The 17330-nt window shown below is 35.9% G+C and carries 13 protein-coding genes and 1 pseudogene; 12 read left to right on the forward strand and 2 right to left on the reverse strand.

All coding sequences use genetic code 11. The features are described 5' to 3' along the window. Positions 1-62: 62 nt before the first annotated feature. From gldK to GFU89_RS19515, 6 genes are all read left to right on the forward strand, one after another. Positions 63-1487, forward strand: a complete 1425-nt coding sequence (gene gldK / locus GFU89_RS19490) for a gliding motility lipoprotein GldK (protein WP_318848705.1) — start codon at positions 63-65, stop codon at positions 1485-1487. A 53-nt stretch (positions 1488-1540) separates the two neighbouring features. Continuing rightward, the gene (gldL, locus tag GFU89_RS19495) at positions 1541-2239 is read left to right on the forward strand and encodes a gliding motility protein GldL (RefSeq protein WP_047377858.1); all 699 of its coding nucleotides are present in this window, start codon (positions 1541-1543) and stop codon (positions 2237-2239) included. A 53-nt stretch (positions 2240-2292) separates the two neighbouring features. Continuing rightward, positions 2293-3882: a GldM family protein gene (locus GFU89_RS19500; protein WP_318848706.1), complete on the forward strand. Its 1590-nt coding sequence runs from the start codon at positions 2293-2295 to the stop codon at positions 3880-3882. A gap of 22 nt (positions 3883-3904) precedes the next feature. Next, complete coding sequence (gene gldN / locus GFU89_RS19505) at positions 3905-4843, forward strand: gliding motility protein GldN (protein WP_318848707.1); 939 nt, start codon at positions 3905-3907, stop codon at positions 4841-4843. A gap of 140 nt (positions 4844-4983) precedes the next feature. Continuing rightward, entirely contained in the window at positions 4984-6018 is a 1035-nt protein-coding gene (locus GFU89_RS19510; RefSeq protein WP_318848708.1) for an FAD-dependent oxidoreductase, read from the forward strand. A gap of 36 nt (positions 6019-6054) precedes the next feature. Beyond that, positions 6055-6315 carry a SemiSWEET transporter gene (locus GFU89_RS19515; protein WP_318848709.1) on the forward strand — a complete coding sequence of 87 codons (261 nt, stop codon included), beginning with the start codon at positions 6055-6057 and terminating at the stop codon, positions 6313-6315. Positions 6316-6382: 67 nt separating this feature from the next. Here GFU89_RS19515 and GFU89_RS19520 read toward each other — a convergent pair whose 3' ends face one another. Further along, positions 6383-6817, reverse strand: coding sequence for an META domain-containing protein (locus tag GFU89_RS19520; RefSeq protein ID WP_318848710.1), 435 nt, complete (start codon positions 6815-6817; stop codon positions 6383-6385). Positions 6818-6853: 36 nt separating this feature from the next. After that, positions 6854-7246: a multicopper oxidase domain-containing protein gene (locus tag GFU89_RS19525; protein ID WP_318848711.1), complete on the reverse strand. Its 393-nt coding sequence runs from the start codon at positions 7244-7246 to the stop codon at positions 6854-6856. A 637-nt stretch (positions 7247-7883) separates the two neighbouring features. On the opposite strand from GFU89_RS19525, the gene GFU89_RS19530 reads away from it, so the two are divergent. From GFU89_RS19530 to GFU89_RS19555, 6 genes and pseudogenes are all read left to right on the forward strand, one after another. After that, positions 7884-8270 carry a hypothetical protein gene (locus GFU89_RS19530; protein WP_318848712.1) on the forward strand — a complete coding sequence of 129 codons (387 nt, stop codon included), beginning with the start codon at positions 7884-7886 and terminating at the stop codon, positions 8268-8270. Positions 8271-8418: 148 nt separating this feature from the next. Next, complete coding sequence (locus tag GFU89_RS19535) at positions 8419-9501, forward strand: efflux RND transporter periplasmic adaptor subunit (RefSeq protein ID WP_413228614.1); 1083 nt, start codon at positions 8419-8421, stop codon at positions 9499-9501. 21 nt (positions 9502-9522) lie between these two features. Further along, complete coding sequence (locus GFU89_RS19540) at positions 9523-12714, forward strand: efflux RND transporter permease subunit (protein WP_318848714.1); 3192 nt, start codon at positions 9523-9525, stop codon at positions 12712-12714. Then, on the forward strand, positions 12686-14143 hold the full coding sequence (locus tag GFU89_RS19545) for an efflux transporter outer membrane subunit (RefSeq protein WP_318848715.1): 1458 nt from the start codon (positions 12686-12688) through the stop codon (positions 14141-14143). The genes GFU89_RS19540 and GFU89_RS19545 overlap by 29 nt, the downstream gene beginning before the upstream one ends. A gap of 265 nt (positions 14144-14408) precedes the next feature. Beyond that, positions 14409-16031: a T9SS type A sorting domain-containing protein gene (locus tag GFU89_RS19550; protein ID WP_318848716.1), complete on the forward strand. Its 1623-nt coding sequence runs from the start codon at positions 14409-14411 to the stop codon at positions 16029-16031. Between the two features lie 12 nt (positions 16032-16043). Continuing rightward, positions 16044-17330: pseudogene (locus GFU89_RS19555) on the forward strand (hypothetical protein); the annotation flags it as partial.

The raw sequence follows: 17330 nt of genomic DNA on the forward strand, positions 1-17330 counted from the left end.
AAAAAAATCTTAAAAGTTTCTTAAAAAAATTATATATTTACGGCTTAATTATAAAAATTAACATGAAAAGGATATTTCTTTTATTATTGTCTGCGTCGGTAGCATCGGTATCTTGTTCAGGTGGTGGCAGCTCTTCTGTAGGGAAGCCAGGAACAAAAGGAGAATTGATACCAAGAGAAAAAACTAAATCATTTGTTGCGGAAAGACCATACGGAATGGTCGCAATTCCTGCAGGTTCATTTGTTGCTGGTTTAGCAGACCAGGATCCAACAAATACACCTGAAAAAGCAGCATTGAAGACCGTTACTGTTTCTTCTTTCTTCATGGATGAAGCAGAAACTACCAACTCGGAGTACAGAGTATTTATCAACTATGTAAGAGACTCTATTGCGAGAACTTTACTTGCTGAAGCTGCCGGAGAAGGTGGTGATGAAGGCGGACGTAAAGGAGCAGCAATAGGAGATTACGCATATCTTGCTAAAAAAGAAGAAAATTTAACACCTTATCAAGAATATATGGAAGGCCAGGGTGGCCGAGAAGACGGAAGTTATGATGCCAGCAAAAGGTTAGATTGGAAAATTCCTTTACACTGGAGCACAACAAAATATCCGGATGTAGAATACGCAGAAGTTCTAGAATCTCTGTATCTACCTTCTTCTTCAAGAATAGGAAACGAAAGAATATTAGATGTAAGCAAGCTTAAGTATACTTACCGTTGGGGAGATATGGACGCTGCTGTTGCAGATAACGAAAGAGGAGCTAATTACCTGAAAAGTGAAAGTATCGCGATCTATCCTGATACTACAGTTTGGGTAAAAGATTTCCACTTTGCTTACAATGAGCCATTGTTTGAACAGTATTTCTGGCACAAGGCTTACAAAGACTATCCTGTAGTAGGGGTAACCTGGGATCAGGCAAGGGCTTATTGTAACTTCAGATCTAAATTGAAATCTGATTACAACGAAAGTTTAAAAAGAAAAAAACAAAGACCATTAGAGTTCCGTCTTCCAACAGAGACAGAATGGGAATATGCTGCCAGAGGAGGAATGCAGAATGCTACTTATCCTTGGGGGGGGCCATATTTAATGGATGACAGAGGTTGTTACCTTGCTAACTTCAAACCGAAGAGAGGTAACTACATGGAAGATGAGAAAAAAGGTACTTATACATATACAGCTCCAGTTAAGAAATTTAAGAAAAATGGGTTTGGGTTATTTGATATGGCTGGAAACGTTTCTGAATGGACATTATCTTCGTTTAACAACTCTTCAGCTGGATTCACTTCTACATTAAATCCTTCTACTAAAGATAAAAAGGATACGAAGAAATCTGTAAGAGGTGGATCTTGGAAAGATATAGGATATGCACTAATGACAGGTGCTAGAGATTGGGAAAGAAAAGATTCCGCAAGAAGCTATATCGGATTCAGAACTGTACAGGATATTCCTGAAGCAGCTGTTAAGCCAAGAAAAATTAACAGAAATTAATCAGACAATTTTTCAATAACAATTTTATTTAACATTAAAAAAACTAACTCAATATGTTTAAGACTAAAGATGCTTGGATGAATTTCTTTTATTCATTCGGTGCTGCAATTGTAATTCTTGGAGCTTGGCTTAAAATTACTCACATTACCTTGGGGCCAATTAACGGTAACATCGCTCTTACGGTGGGACTTATTACTGAGGCAATTATCTTTATTATTTTTGCATTTGACCCTCCAAAATCTGAAGAGTCTTATGCTTGGGAAAATGTTTATCCTGAATTATTAGATAAGCATGCTAACCCAAATCCATTACATTCAAATGTATCTTCTAGAAATAACAATGCTGCAGCTCAATTTGCTGAATTAGAAAACTCTCTTTCTACCAAATTGGACAAAATGCTTGAGGACGCTAGATTAGATGTTCAATTATTTGAAAGATTAAGAACAGGAATTGATAAATTTTCAAACTCTGTTGATCAGATCAATCAAACGGTTGACGTATCTGCTTCTACTCATAAATATAATGACCAATTAAATAAAGCTGCTCAGCATATGGAAAGCATGAATGCTCTTTATGCAATGCAATTGGAAAGCGGTAAAAAACAATCAGAATTTGCTAACAAATATGTAGCAGATATGCAGAAATCTGCAGAACAATCTGAAAAATTCAATCAGGAGCTACAAGGTTTAACTTCTAATCTTAATAATTTAAATAGAGTTTATGGTGGTATGTTAACCGCTATGAAGTCTTAATTCCTAACCATTTCTAAATTTAACTACTTAATTAAAAAAACAAAGAAAAGAGAATGGCACAAGGAAAACAGACCCCTCGTCAGAAGATGATCAACCTGATGTATTTGGTGTTCATCGCGATGATGGCCCTAAATATTGATGCAGAAATCATCAGATCATACTATGACTCTACCAGAGCATTGAATGAAACCAGAACTTTAACAGAAAAAAAGAATGAGAAGATATTTGAAAGAACACTAGAGGCTAAGGCTCAGCAAGTTCCGGATACTTACGCACAGCCTTGGGCTCAGTACAAAGTATTGAAAACCAAAATTGATGCGTTGGTGAAATCTTCTCAGGATATCAAAGATCTGTTGAAAAAACAATCTGAGTTTCATGATAAAGATAAAGACGGAAAAGATATTGACGTAAGTGAAAACTTTGCTGCACTTAACAACAACGAAGCAACTACTGAATATTTCTTCAAAGAAGGAGATGAAAATACTCCATCAAAGAATGCATTAGATCTGAAAGCTAAAATTGATGATGTAAGAAACTACATCAATACTACTTTTGGAAGCAATGGCCAGTTACAGGATTTAGTGGCAAGAGCTAACAAGTCTCTTATTGCGGAGTATCCTAAAGGAACATCTCCAAATGAAAAGACTTGGTTCCAAAATAAATTTTATCATCAGCCGCTAATTGCTGCAATATCTAACTTGGAGATTATCCAAAATGATGCCAGAAACGTTCAGTCTGATGCATTGGCACTATTACTTCAGGAAAAAGTAGATGCGAATATTAAATTCTCAAGCTATGAACCTATTGTTTCTGGTCCGGTTGATATCCAGGCAGGAAAACAGGCTGAAGTAAAAGTAATGTTAGGAACTTATTCTAACAGTAATAAAATCAGCATCTCTGGTGTAAGCAGAGTTGAAAATGGTAAAGGGATTACGCAAATTTCAGGTTCTGGAATTGGTGAACATAAATTAGGAGGTACAATTACATTGACAGATGCTACAGGTAAACCACAAAGTTTCCCTTGGACACATACTTATAATGTAATAGCAGGACCTAGAGAAGTAAAACTTGAAAAAGGATTATTGCTTTCTGCTGATAAAATGAATGTAATGTATAGAGGACTTGAGAACCCTGTTTCAGGATCAATCTTAGGTGCTGACAATTCTAAACTTTCATTATCTGCTGCAGGAGCTACTGTAAAAGGTAAAGGACCAGGTAAATGGGATGTAACTCCTACTACAGGAAATGTAGTGAAGTTAACATTATCAGGAACAGATCCATACGGTAAAACAGTTTCTCAGGTATTTGAATACAGAATTAAGAATATTCCTAGACCTCAGGGTCAGATCAGAGGTAAGGCTGTAAACTTTATGCCGGCAGGTTCTATACCTAACCAGATTGTAGCAGCTACTTTACCTGACTTTGACTTCCCTGTTTCGTTTACTGTAAATAGCTTCATTATCAAGCTTCCAGGAAAAGCAGGTACTCTGATTCAAGGTAGTTCACTATCAGGAGCAGAAGGTATGCTTAGAAACCTTAGACCTGGTGATGTAGTTCAGATTTATGATATTCAGGCTACGGCTACAGGATTGGGTAACCAAAGACTTAAGGAAATTTCACCTGTAATTATTAATGTACAATAAGGTTAATTTGTAAAATCATATTATGAAAAAATATATTAGCACCCTTTTAGTTTTAGTTTCGGGATTCGCGTTTTCCCAAACTATTCTGAATGCTGCTTCTCCCGAAGAATTCAGACAAATGAGATCTGAGTCAATGAGAAAAGCAGGGGATACTGTTATCAGCAATAAAGTAAAGCCTCTTGAATATGGTTTCGTTGATGACAAAGATATTTACAAAAGTATGTTTGTTTGGGAAATCATTGATATGAATGATAAGATCAACCAGCCATTCTATTATGACAATCCGGATGGTCTTCTTTCAAGCTCTACAAGATCTTTGTATCAATTATTACTTGATGGAGCTCTTAAAGGTGACATTAAGGAAGTTTATGATGACGAAAACTTTGTGACAAGACTTTCACCTGAAGCAATTCAGAAAAGATTGGAAAGTATAAGACTTGACGAAGAAGCTATTGATATTCTTAACTCTGGAAGAACACTTACAGAGGACGAGAAAAAAAGATTAACAGATATCATCAGAACTACAACTGATAAAGTAAAAGTTCTTAAGGTGATGGGTATGTGGTTTATCGATAAGAGAGATGGTCAAATGAAATACAGACCTCTAGGTATCGCAGCTATGGGACCAGATCCTACATCTGTTGGAAGAATTGGTCCTGACGGTCAGCCTTTAGCTGGTGCTGATGAATTGATCGACCTATTCTGGATCTATTATCCAAGTGCTCGTGATATTTTAGCAAACAATTATGTTTTCAATAGAAAAAATTCTTCTGCTGACTTATCTTTTGATGATGTTATCAATGCAAGAAGATTCTCTTCTATTATCTACAAGTCTTCAAGCGGCTTAGGAGATGGTACTATTAAGGACTATATTCCTAAAAACGCTGATGAACAGCTTGAAGAAAGTGATAGAATCAAGTCACAGATTCTTGACATGGAAAATGATATGTGGAATTACTAGATTTCACTTGATATTTATAGAAAACCTGAGTATTTTTACTCAGGTTTTTTTTATTATGAAATCGTCCTTTGTTTATTGCCGATCAATAATCAATGAAATAGGCGATTACATATGACCTTTAAACAAATGAAATTTCTCATATGAAAAATGTAGATTATATTATTGTAGGAGACGGCTATGCAGGACTCTTCCTGGCTCACCAGCTAATTAAAAATAACAAGTCCTTTGTGATCTTTTCTGAAGGAAGGAAAAGTGCTTCACAGATTTCAGCAGGAATTATCAATCCTGTTGTTCTTAAAAAGTTTACCACATTCTGGAAAGCACAGGAGCAAATAGACTTTCTTAAAGACAGTCTGAAAGAAATAGAATCTTATACCGGAGAAAATTATCTGATCAATGCGCCCATTCATAGAATTTTTCATGATGAGAATGAACAGAACCTTTGGTTAAAAAAATCAGGAAATGAAGAATTATCGGCTTTTCTTGATAAAAATTTTGATCGTTTAAATGAGGTAAAAAACGAATTTAAGACTGGAAAGGTGAATCAGTCTGCCAGACTCAATGTTAATGGATTTTTCAGTGGTTTATTCAGTTATTTTGAAAAAAATGCTCAGTTGGTAAAAGAAAGATTCGATTATACCCAATTGAACCCTTCTGAATCCGTTTATAAAGATATTTCTTTCAAAAATATTATTTTTTGCGAAGGAATGGGAGTGAAAGATAATCCATACTTTTCAGAAATAGCAGTGATTCCCAATAAAGGGCATCATATAAAAGTGAAACTGTCTCAACCGATTCCGGAAAACATCACCATTAAAAAGAAGCATTTCTTATTTCCAACAGGAAACGGACTTTATTTTTATGGTGGAACTTATGACAGAGATCAGCTTCATCATCACATCGATGATTCAGCAGTTACTCAATTGGTCAATGGTCTTTCTGAGTTTTATCCTTATGACTTTGAAGTGGAAGAAGTACATTTTGGCTTCCGTCCTACTGTAAAAGACAGAAGACCAATCATCGGAAGGCATGAAACATTGAATAATTTATATGTTTTTAACGGAATGGGTGCCCGTGGTATTCTGAATGGATGCTATTTTTCAAGGGATTTGTTTCGTTTTATTGAAGAGGATATTCCATTGCATGAAGAAGTTTCATCAAACAGATTTCAATAGCATATCTTAGTGTAGATATTTAAAACTGCAAAGCTTATGGACATAAATGTATTAGGTGTCATTGCCGGTTTTCTTACTTCCGTTTCAATGATCCCTCAGCTTGTAAAAGTGATCAGAGAAAAGAATGTAGAAGATATTTCCTTGCTTATGCTGTTGGTCCTTATCTCAGGACTGTCGCTATGGGTATGGTATGGTTTTGCAAAAGATGAGCTGCCTATTATTTTATCAAATTCATTTGCTGTTCTGGTGAATATAAGCCTTCTGATCTGCTATATACTATATAACAAAAAAGAGTAGATTATATAAATGAAAAAGACACCTTATCAACAAGGTGTCTTTATATTTTTTATGATAAAAAATACAATTACTGAAGAACAAATTTAGCTAAAGGAGCCATTCTTGCCTTGTTTAAAGTAAGTGTATTTCCATTTACAGAATAGTTATCTGCTGCAAGGACTGCTTTTGTAAACTGGTTTTCAATATCCAGATCTTCACAAGCCATCATCGTAGACATTCCCTGATTGAACTTTATTCTCATGATTTCAGGTTTAATCTCGAAAGTTCCTCCAAATCCGTTACATCCGGCATGACCTTCATATCTCATTCCATCCATATTAAGTTTGAAATGAGGATTGTTTTTAGGGTTTTTAAGATCAATCGGTTTTCCGTTAAGCTCTGTAAGTTTCCAGGTTTTCCCGGTAATATCAGTAGTCGTTTTTTGTGCGGTTTGTGTTTTACATGAAACAACAAGGAATGTTGCAATAACAAGTGCCGATAAGTAATAATATAAACTTTTCATAATGCTTATTTTTTTAAATGAATGCTAGTCCTTATGCTAATACGATGCCATTTTTGTCGGACCAGACTCTTTTTTTGTCTGTTTAAGATGGAACAGTACCATGTCTACATTCTTTTTAAGGAAAGTTATATTTCCCTTAATATCAGAATATTGATACTCTTCATTGGAGGCTGTATATTCAGGTAAAGCATCACTTTTTTTAAGGTCAAAAGTTTTACCGTTTAAATGTATTGTTGCGGTATTTTTAGTGTTGTTGATCGTTACTTCTATCTTTTCTCCATAGCTGTCAACATACACATCTTTGAAAATGTCGTCTGTATTTTCGGGTGCAGCAGCGGTAATGGTTTCAGCTTCTTTTCCGGGATGTTTACACGCTGTTAGGGAAAGAATGGTCAATCCGAGAAGGATTGGTGTTAATAAATTTTTCATAGTGATAAGTGATTTTAAAGTGTTTCATGAATTGTGATATTAATACTATATAAATTTACAAATATTTTTAATAAATATATGTTAATTTTACATAAAGTAATAGTAATTTTAAATTTATTCAATTTTAACTCACTGTTTTTTGAAACATTATTCACAAAACAGAAAGCAATAGTTATTGTAGAAGATTGTGGATAATCGTTGTTAATTCAGGAATTTTAACGGACTTGTTTTCAATAGTATAGTGTAATTTTTTTTCATTTTTCATTTGTTGTGTAAATTTTCGGCAAAAATAATTCAAAAAGAAGAGAGTAACAATAAGTTAATATTAATAATCGGAAATCATGACAAAGTTTAGGTTTGATCACGAAAAATTTCAAAAATAGAGTTCCAGGTCATTAAAATGTTCAAAAAAGGAACAACTTAAAAATTAAAATTTCCTTAATTCAAAACAAATGGCTTGATTTTTGAAAATTGAAACTTGCACAGATGAGATGTCAGAATTGCTAGAATTGCCCTTGAATAAAGAAAATATTTAATATTTATCATATTTTTAAATTCAGGTAATTTAAAGGATAGTTAAATTTTGTTAATCCATGATGATAATATCATAATCTGGGTGTACATTTGCCACTTCAAAATGAGAAACTTTATAGTATACTTTTTAACCGGTCTTTTTCTGCTCTTTGTGGTAGAAAGCAGACTCAACGTTAAAATGCTTCGAAATGACTATTCCGGTCATGTTTCTCATCATATGCCAAAAAGAGCCAACCGTCTGAATCAGACTTTTGAAAAACTTTCTGTTCAGCAAATGGCCGATACCGTAGATAATTCCACTTTAGAACTTGCTGAGAATGATTTCCAGTTTTCTGATGTATGGCAGGCTATTGTTGTTTTCGCAGGAGTTTTCAGCCTGGTCTATATTTTTGGATTAAAGAGCAATAAAAGACTAAAACCAAACATTGATGGTTTTGTTTTTGGTTGTGCCGCCAAAAGATTTATTCTTATTCGTTCTATTAGAATTTAAAATTTTCTCAATCTATTCCTTTTCTGCCTGATTTCGGGTAGAAATACTTTGCGTTGTGTATGTTGGTAATCATCACATCGTCCCCCTTATATTACCGTTTTTTATTTCTATCAAAACATTAACGATTTATATAAACTCTAGAATTATGATAAAGAGAGTTGCTTCGGGAATTGCACTGAGTGCCCTTTTGTTGGCAGTTGGCTGTAATAAGAAAAAAGAAGAAAAAGAAGAAGTTGCCGTATATCCGGTGACATCGCCAGTGGTAATGGATACTGTAATCAATAAAGAATACGTAGCCCAGATTCAATCCGTAAAAAACATTGAAGTAAGAGCTCAGGAAAAAGGTTTCCTGGAAAAAATCTTTGTAGATGAAGGACAGTATGTGCAGGCAGGACAGACATTGTTCCGAATCATGCCTAAACTTTACCAGGCAGAATTATTAAAAGCAAAAGCAGAGGTAGAACAGGCTTCTATTGAACTTAAAAACGCAAGTACATTAGCAGGAAACAATATTGTTTCTAAAAATGAAAAAGCAATGGCAAAAGCCAAGCTGGATGCTGCCAACGCCGAAATGAAACTGGCTCAGATCCATCTTTCATTTACGGATATCAAAGCACCATTCTCAGGTATTATCAACAGAATTCCTTTGAAACTTGGAAGTCTTATAGATGAAGGTGATTTGTTGACTTCATTGTCAGACAATACAAGTATCTATACATATTTCAATGTTTCTGAACCTGAGTATTTAAGTTATCAGACACATATAGCAGACAGAGGCAGTAATCAGGTATCTCTGATCACTGCAAACGGAGAAACCTACTCGCAGAAAGGTGAAATTCAAACTATTGAAGGCGAATTTGATCATGAAACAGGAAACATTGCTTTCCGTGCGAAATTTCCTAATCCTGATAAGCTTTTAAGAAACGGAGAAACCGGAAAGATACAGATGACAATGCCTGTTCATAACGGTTTGATTATTCCTCAGAAAGCGACCTATGAAATTCAGGATCAGAAATATGTATTTGTCATTGACAAAAACGGAGTGGCAAAATCCCGAAACATTAAAGTGGCTTATGAACTTCCTGATCTTTATATCATAGGTTCAGGACTATCAAAAGGAGATCAGATTCTTTTGGAAGGAGTTCAGAAAGTGAAGGATGATCAAAAGGTGAAAACCAAATTCCAGGATCCTAAGAAAGTTCTTCAATCGTTGAAATTAAAAGCAGAGTAGTGGCCTCTAAAATGAAGTAGTATGTTTAAGAAATTCATTCGCAGACCAGTTCTGTCTATAGTAATCTCATTGATTATTGTATTTTTAGGGATTTTGTCATTGGTAAAACTTCCTGTGACTCAGTTCCCGTCCATTTCTCCGCCTAAAGTAAATATTACCGCAGAATACCCCGGAGCTAACAACGAATTGTTGATTAAATCCGTAGTTATTCCTTTAGAAAGAGGGTTAAATGGTGTTCCTGGTATGAAATATATGACCTCGGATGCCGGAAATGACGGGGAGGCTTCCATTCAGATTGTATTTGATTTGGGGACAGATCCCAATGTAGCTGCAGTAAACGTTCAGAACCGTGTATCCTCAGTAGTGAACAAATTGCCGCCTCTCGTAGTACGTGAAGGGGTGAAGATCACGCGTGAAGAACCTAACATGTTGATGTATATTAACTTGTACAGTGATGATCCTAAAGCTGACCAGAAATTCCTTTTCAACTATGCAGATATCAACGTAATGTCTGAATTGAGAAGGGTAAGTGGTGTTGGTTTTGCCGATATCCTGGGAACCCGTGAATATGCAATGCGTATCTGGCTTAAACCTGATAGGCTAACAGCTTATAATATTTCAGCTGATGAAGTAATGGAATCTCTGAATGAGCAGAGTTTGGAAGCATCTCCGGGTAAAACGGGAGAAAGTTCCGGTAAACGCTCTCAGTCATTTGAATATATATTAAAATATTCGGGTCGTTTCAATAACGAAAAAGATTATGGAAACATTATCTTAAAAGCAAAACCGGATGGAGAATCTGTAAGACTGAAAGATGTTGCAGATATAGAATTTGGAAGTTCCATGTATGATATTTATTCCACATTGAATGGAAAACCTTCTGCAGCAATTACGGTAAAACAATCCTACGGATCCAATGCAAGTGACGTTATCAAAAACGTAAAAGCATTGATGAAGGATCTTGAAAAAAATAACTTCCCTAAAGGAATGCATTATGACATCAGTTATGACGTTTCCAGATTCCTGGATGCATCCATGGAAAAAGTAATCCATACTTTGTTTGAAGCCTTTATTTTAGTTGCTATTGTAGTATTCTTATTCCTTGGTGACTGGCGCTCAACCTTGATTCCTGCTTTAGCTGTTCCGGTTTCATTGGTAGGAACATTTGCTGTGATGTCAGCCTTTGGGATTACCCTGAATATGATTTCCCTATTTGCCTTGGTAATGGCGATCGGGGTTGTAGTAGATGACGCGATTGTTGTAATTGAAGCCGTTCACGCCAAGATGGAAGAAAAACATCTCTCTCCATTGAAAGCGACAGAAGAGGCGATGCATGAGATCAGTGGAGCAATTATCGCAATTACATTGGTAATGGCATCCGTATTTATTCCGATTGCATTTATGTCCGGTCCGGTGGGGGTATTTTACCGTCAGTTTTCTATTACAATGGCTTCATCCATTATCTTGTCTGGGGTTGTAGCACTTACTTTAACACCGGCATTGTGTGCGTTGATCCTAAAAAATAACCACGGAAAGGCTAAAAAGAAAACTCCGATTACCATTTTCCTAGATAAATTCAATAATATCTTTACAAAAGGAGCTGGGAAATATGAGAAGATGCTGAATAAAACAGTGACGAAGAAAACAATAACATTGCCGTTACTGTTAGCATTCTGTGCCTGTACATTCTTCCTGAGTAACTCTTTGCCTACAGGATTTATTCCAGCAGAAGATCAGGGAATGATCTATGCTATTATTCAGACTCCTCCGGGATCTACATTAGAAAGAACCAACCAGATTGCTAAAGAACTTTTGAGGGAATCTGAAGATATTGACGGCGTGCAGTCTGTTTCATCCCTGGCAGGATATGAGATTTTGACAGAAGGTACCGGATCCAACTCTGGAACCTGTCTGATCAACCTTAAAAGCTGGGAAGAACGTAAAGAATCTGCCACGGAGATTATAGAAAAACTGGAAGAAAAAGCCAAAAATATTCCGGGTGCCAATATAGAATTCTTCCAGCCGCCTTCCGTTCCCGGATATGGAGCTGCCGGAGGTTTTGAACTTCGTTTGCTGGATAAAGCAGGAAGTGGAGATTATCATAAAATGGAGCAGGTAAGTAATGACTTTGTAAAGGAGCTCAAGAAGCGGCCGGAACTTGGATCTGCATTTACATTCTATTCTGCGAGTTTCCCACAATATATGCTTAAGATTGATAATGATCTTGCCGAACAAAAGGGAGTAACCATTGAAAAAGCAATGGATAACTTATCAACATTGATTGGGTCCAACTACGAGACGAGTTTCATCCGTTTTGACAGACCGTATAAGGTAATTGTTCAAGCGGGTCCTCAATACCGTGCCCTACCAACGGATCTGTTGAAGTTGTATGTTAAAAATGATAAAGATCAGATGGTTCCTTACTCAGACTTTATGAGATTGGAAAAAGTATATGGACTGTCTGAGATTACAAGACATAATATGTATAACTCCGCAGAGGTGAGTGGAACTCCTGCACCTGGATATAGTAGCGGACAGGCGATTAAAGCTATTCAGGAAGTGGCAGATAAAACACTTCCGAGAGGTTTTGGTATCGACTGGGCGGGTATTTCAAAAGATGAAGTAAGCCGTGGAAATGAAGCCGTATTTATCTTCCTGGTATGTTTAGGATTCGTTTATCTGATCCTTTCAGCACAATATGAAAGCTTCATCCTTCCGCTTCCGGTGATTTTATCCCTTCCGGTAGGTATTTTTGGAGCATTTTTATGCTTAAAACTTTTAGGATTGGAGAATAACATTTATGCACAGGTGGCCATGGTCATGCTTATCGGACTTTTAGGTAAAAATGCGGTGTTAATTGTCGAGTTTGCGGTACAGAAGAAAGCAGAAGAAGGAATTCCTGTAGCAAAAGCAGCTATTGAAGGAGCGGCCATTCGTTTCCGTCCGATTCTAATGACATCATTTGCATTCGTTGCTGGATTGATTCCTCTTGTAGTTGCAACAGGACCGGGAGCGATTGGTAACAGAACGATTGGTACTGCAGCAGCAGGAGGGATGTTGATCGGAACTATTTTCGGATTGATGATTATCCCAGGATTATATTACATCTTCGGAACCATTGCAGACAAGTCCAGACTGGCAAAATATGAAGAAGAGAATCCTTTAACAGAACAAACTGAACCTTATGAACATGATGGAAAATTCGAAGACTAAAAATATATTCACAGCCATTGCCTTATCGCTTGTACTCGCAAGCTGTAAGGCGCCCATGGCGACTGTTATAAAAGACGAGGTAAAAGAAAATATTCCTCAGAACTTTAATCAGGAAGAACAGCAGGATGCTAACAACAATAGTGGAACAACCCCATGGAGACAGTTCTTTACAGATCCAAACCTGGTAACCCTGATTGAAACAGCTTTAAAAAATAATCAGGAACTATTAATCACCCTTCAGGAAATTGAAATTGCTAAAAGTGGTGTTTTAGCTAAAAAAGGAAGATTGACTCCTACAGTTTCAGCAGGAATAGGAGCCGGACTGAAAAAAGCAGGCCGTTATACCAGTGAAGGAGCAGGTGATGCCACTACAGAAATAGAACCTGGAAAAGAAATGCCGGATCCACTTGGAAATTTTGAAGCTGGATTAAATGCAAGCTGGGAAATTGATATCTGGAAAAAACTCAGAACCGAAAAAGAATCTGCGGTAGCCCATTATCTTTCTACAGTAGAAGGCAAAAATTTTGTTTTGTCTAATCTTATTGAAGAAGTGGCGGATAATTATTATGAATTGCTGGCACTTGATAATCAATTAGACATTATACAGCAGTATATCAAGCTTCAGCAAAGAGCGTTGGAAATTTCTAAAATTCAGAAAGAAGCTGCGGCTGCAACGGAGCTGGCTGTAAAGAAATTTGAAGCAGAATTGGCGAAATCTAAGGCTGCAGAATATACAATCCGTCAGCAAATTACTGAGAAGGAAAACGGAATCAATGCGCTGTTAGGAAGATATCCACAGCCGATTGTGAGAACTAAGGAAAACTTTATGTCTACGATTCCTCCAACGGTGTATACCGGAATTCCATCACAGCTACTGGCAAACCGTCCTGATATTAAGCAGGCAGAACTGGAATTAAAAGCTTCAAAACTGGATGTAGAAGCAGCAAGAAAAGAGTTTTATCCTTCTCTTGAAATTTCTGCAACATTAGGATTGGAGGCTTTCAAACCTTCATATCTTGTTAAATTGCCTGAATCCATTGCTTATAATCTGGCAGGTGAATTAGCGGGACCGCTTATTAACAAAAGTGCAATAAAAGCGAACTTCCAGACAGCAGATGCAAAACAGGTTCAGGCATTGTACGAATATGATAAAACTATTCTAAATGCTTATCTGGATGTTGCCAATCTCATGTCGAAGGTTAAAAATATAGATCAGTATTATCAATTGAAATCACAGGAAACCAAAGCCCTGGATCAGTCTATTGATATTGCCAATCAATTGTTTCGTAACTCCAGAGCAGACTATCTTGAAGTTCTTTTGAACCAAAGAGATGCCCTGGATGCTAAAATGGAGCTTATCGAAGCAAAACAAAAACAGCTCAGTACAGTAGTCGATATCTATAAAAGTTTAGGTGGCGGCTGGAAATAAAACATCATAATTCTATAAACAGTTAATGTTTTGGGTCAATTCTTTTTGAGTTGGCCCTTTTTTGTTTGTAATGCGACAAGTTTTGTCGTTGTCCATAGATAATTTTGCATGAGGATAAGACACATAAAGATATTTATGATAATAATTTAATAATAAATAGTAAGATTTATGTTAAATCGCAACTTTGTGATTTTCATATATTAAAAAGTGTTAAATTCGCGCAGTTTTCAATAAACTAATTACTAACTCAGAAAACAACACGGGAATGAATAAATTCTATCTCAGTGCATTTACTTTATGTACTGTATTGGGTATCTCTGCCCAGGAAGTGGTATGGCAGAAAGATCTCAAATCCTCTACCCAGGATTTTCTAAGCCAGGTCACTACAACAATCGATCAGCAATATCTTATCACAGGAAGTTCTATTCAAAGCAATAAGCAGCAGAGTTCAGAAAGTAAGCAAAACAACGGCTATGATTTCCATCTGGTAAAACTAAATCAACAGGGAAATGAAGTCTGGGAGAAATACTTCTCAGGACAAAATCATGATTATTTATCAGCGACAGTTACCACACAGGATGGTGGATTTCTTTTAGCTGGAACCTCTTATTCAGGAAAAGGACTGGATAAAAAAGAGGATTCAAAAGGAGGCTCAGATATCTGGCTGATCAGAATTAATGAATTTGGTGATGAACTATGGCAGAAAACCTTGGGGAATTCTTCAGACGAAGAAGCAAGAGCGGTTATTCAAACTACAGATCTAGGATTCTTTGTCGCTGGTAACGTACAGAATTCTTCAAAAGGATATGGTTCAAAAGATGTTTTGATCACAAGATTGAATAAAGACGGAAAAGAACTCTCCCAATTAATTTTAGGTGGAAAAGGCTTGGACGAAGTGGAAAAGATGATTCCAACAAAAGATGGCGGAGCCTTACTGGGAATTTATTCCAGAAGCGGAGCTGTTAAAACAACTCATCAGCAATCAATGATCAATACTAGTACTCCGTCTGACAGACCTGCAACCCATAACCTGCTATCTGCAACCTCAAAGCAAAGCGACAACTTCGGTGAAGGCGACTACTGGATTGTCAAGTTAGACAAAAACGGAAAAATAGAATGGGAAAAGAACTTTGGAGGGAAAGAAGATGATCATATCAGAACATTGGCTTTAACTTCAAACGGATTTATCATTGGTGGAGAATCCAGATCCGAGAGATCAGGAAACAAAACCGTAGGTATTGAAGAAGGCACAGACCTTTGGTTGATTTCTTTGAATGAAAGAGGTGAAGAACAGTGGCAGAAATCCTACAATTTCAAAAACAGAGATATCCTAATGGGAATGAGCGTTATTCATTCCGCAGATGACAAATCTTCCAAAGGAATTCTATTAGGTGGTTATACTCAAGCTGAGGGAAGAATACAAACTGATGATGAAACCTTCTGGATGCTATACCTTGATCAGAATGGCAATGAGCAGTGGAGAAAACACGTAAAAGGAGAATCTAGAAAGAAGGAAGAGAGACTTTCAGACTTGAAGCTGAACAGGGACGGTTCTATTGTTCTGGCCGGAACCAGTGCTGAAGAATTGGGTAAAGAAAACTGGAAGATTGTAAAGCTGGGAGACAAACAGGTTGATCAGTTAATTGAAAAATATGATATCAAAATCTATCCGAATCCAGTATCAGATTATGCTTATGTAGAAATAGGCTTTGATTTTAAAGAAGCAGATATTCTATTGTATGATATGAGTGGAAGACAGCTTCAAAGTATAAAAACAAAGAACAGAGTGACCAAAATTAATACTCAGGCTTTAGTTCAGGGAGCTTATCTGGTGACGATAAAAACGGATAGTAATAAAACGGCGAATGCCAAATTAATTAAAAAATAAACACTAATAATAATGAACATGCAATATAATAGAAACCGTAAAATAACATTGTCAATATTGTGTTTATTTGTAATATCATTTTATTCAGGTCAGAATATACCTACAATAAAATCTCCACAGACTTATAATATTGAAAAATTTGGTAATATTCCTGTTAGTATGAATACAGGAAGTGTTTCCTATGATATCAACCTTTTTAATTATGGAGATATTTATAATGGAAGTGGATATAATATTGGATTGAGATATTATGGGACAGGATTTGTTCCTGCAAAAAAATCTAACTATGTCGGATTAGATTGGTCATTGGATATTGGAGGAGCAATTAGTAGAGAAGTAAGAGGATTACCTGATGACTTCTTTTCAGATTGGCCGAAAAAACAAGGCTTATATGGATATTTGGAAGGTGTTAAAACATCCAATAAAACTAATAATGATATATACAACCAAAACTACAGTCAACTTCCTAGTGGAAATGGTGGAATAGGAATTAAGACAGGAGCATACGCCTTTGAAATTGAACCAGATAAGTTTAGCTTTAACTTTATGGGAAATAGTGGATATTTCTTCATTGGAAATGATATGAAACCCATTATTATTTCGGATAATAAAAATCTAAAAATTGATATTTCAGGACTTTCATCTAAACAACCTCTTAATCCGATCGAAATAAACGGTAATCAATGCTTGACTAAGGCTACAACTATTATAATTACAGATGAAAAGGGTATAAAATATTATTTTGGGGGTAATTATGAAAACCTGGAGATTTCATATCATTTATTATCAGAAAATGAGTCAGAAAATCCTTTTATTATCACCTCATGGAATTTATTCAAGATTGAATATCCTAATTCTAATATATTAGAAATTGAGTATCGTACAGCCACACCTAGTGTAACTGATAGAAACTTTTGCAGAAATAATCCTGGACATATTAGGAACTTACAAGAGCCTTTTTTACTAATGTTTGATCATAATACGATTTTTAAGCAAGAGATTACAGCTACAAATGAAAATTATAATACAAGCAGTGGAAGTTTGTTATGGGACGGAACTATTCACTGGGGCAACATTACTACATCCAGTAATGGTTCAACAACGTCATATTCTGCTACTAAAAAGAGCTTTCCAAATTCAATATTATTAAATGGGAAAACAATCGTTTCCTTTGATTTCGAAAGATTTGATCCGTATGCAGGGCATACAATTCCATCTCTAAAGTTAAAAAATATTGTTTTCTATAACACTTCTGGAAATCAAATAGTGAAACAAGTAAATTTTGACTATTACAGAAAC

The sequence above is a fragment of the Chryseobacterium sp. JV558 genome, from assembly GCF_033712365.1.
Taxonomy (GTDB): Bacteria; Bacteroidota; Bacteroidia; order Flavobacteriales; family Weeksellaceae; genus Chryseobacterium.

Coding starts and splice junctions, on each gene's coding strand:
- gldK (WP_318848705.1), top strand. CDS start 63: ATGAAAAGGATATTTCTTTTATTATTGTCTGCGTCGGTAGCATCGGTA.
- gldL (WP_047377858.1), top strand. CDS start 1,541: ATGTTTAAGACTAAAGATGCTTGGATGAATTTCTTTTATTCATTCGGT.
- GFU89_RS19500 (WP_318848706.1), top strand. CDS start 2,293: ATGGCACAAGGAAAACAGACCCCTCGTCAGAAGATGATCAACCTGATG.
- gldN (WP_318848707.1), top strand. CDS start 3,905: ATGAAAAAATATATTAGCACCCTTTTAGTTTTAGTTTCGGGATTCGCG.
- GFU89_RS19510 (WP_318848708.1), top strand. CDS start 4,984: ATGAAAAATGTAGATTATATTATTGTAGGAGACGGCTATGCAGGACTC.
- GFU89_RS19515 (WP_318848709.1), top strand. CDS start 6,055: ATGGACATAAATGTATTAGGTGTCATTGCCGGTTTTCTTACTTCCGTT.
- GFU89_RS19520 (WP_318848710.1), bottom strand. CDS start 6,817: ATGAAAAGTTTATATTATTACTTATCGGCACTTGTTATTGCAACATTC.
- GFU89_RS19525 (WP_318848711.1), bottom strand. CDS start 7,246: ATGAAAAATTTATTAACACCAATCCTTCTCGGATTGACCATTCTTTCC.
- GFU89_RS19530 (WP_318848712.1), top strand. CDS start 7,884: ATGAGAAACTTTATAGTATACTTTTTAACCGGTCTTTTTCTGCTCTTT.
- GFU89_RS19540 (WP_318848714.1), top strand. CDS start 9,523: ATGTTTAAGAAATTCATTCGCAGACCAGTTCTGTCTATAGTAATCTCA.
- GFU89_RS19545 (WP_318848715.1), top strand. CDS start 12,686: ATGAACATGATGGAAAATTCGAAGACTAAAAATATATTCACAGCCATT.
- GFU89_RS19550 (WP_318848716.1), top strand. CDS start 14,409: ATGAATAAATTCTATCTCAGTGCATTTACTTTATGTACTGTATTGGGT.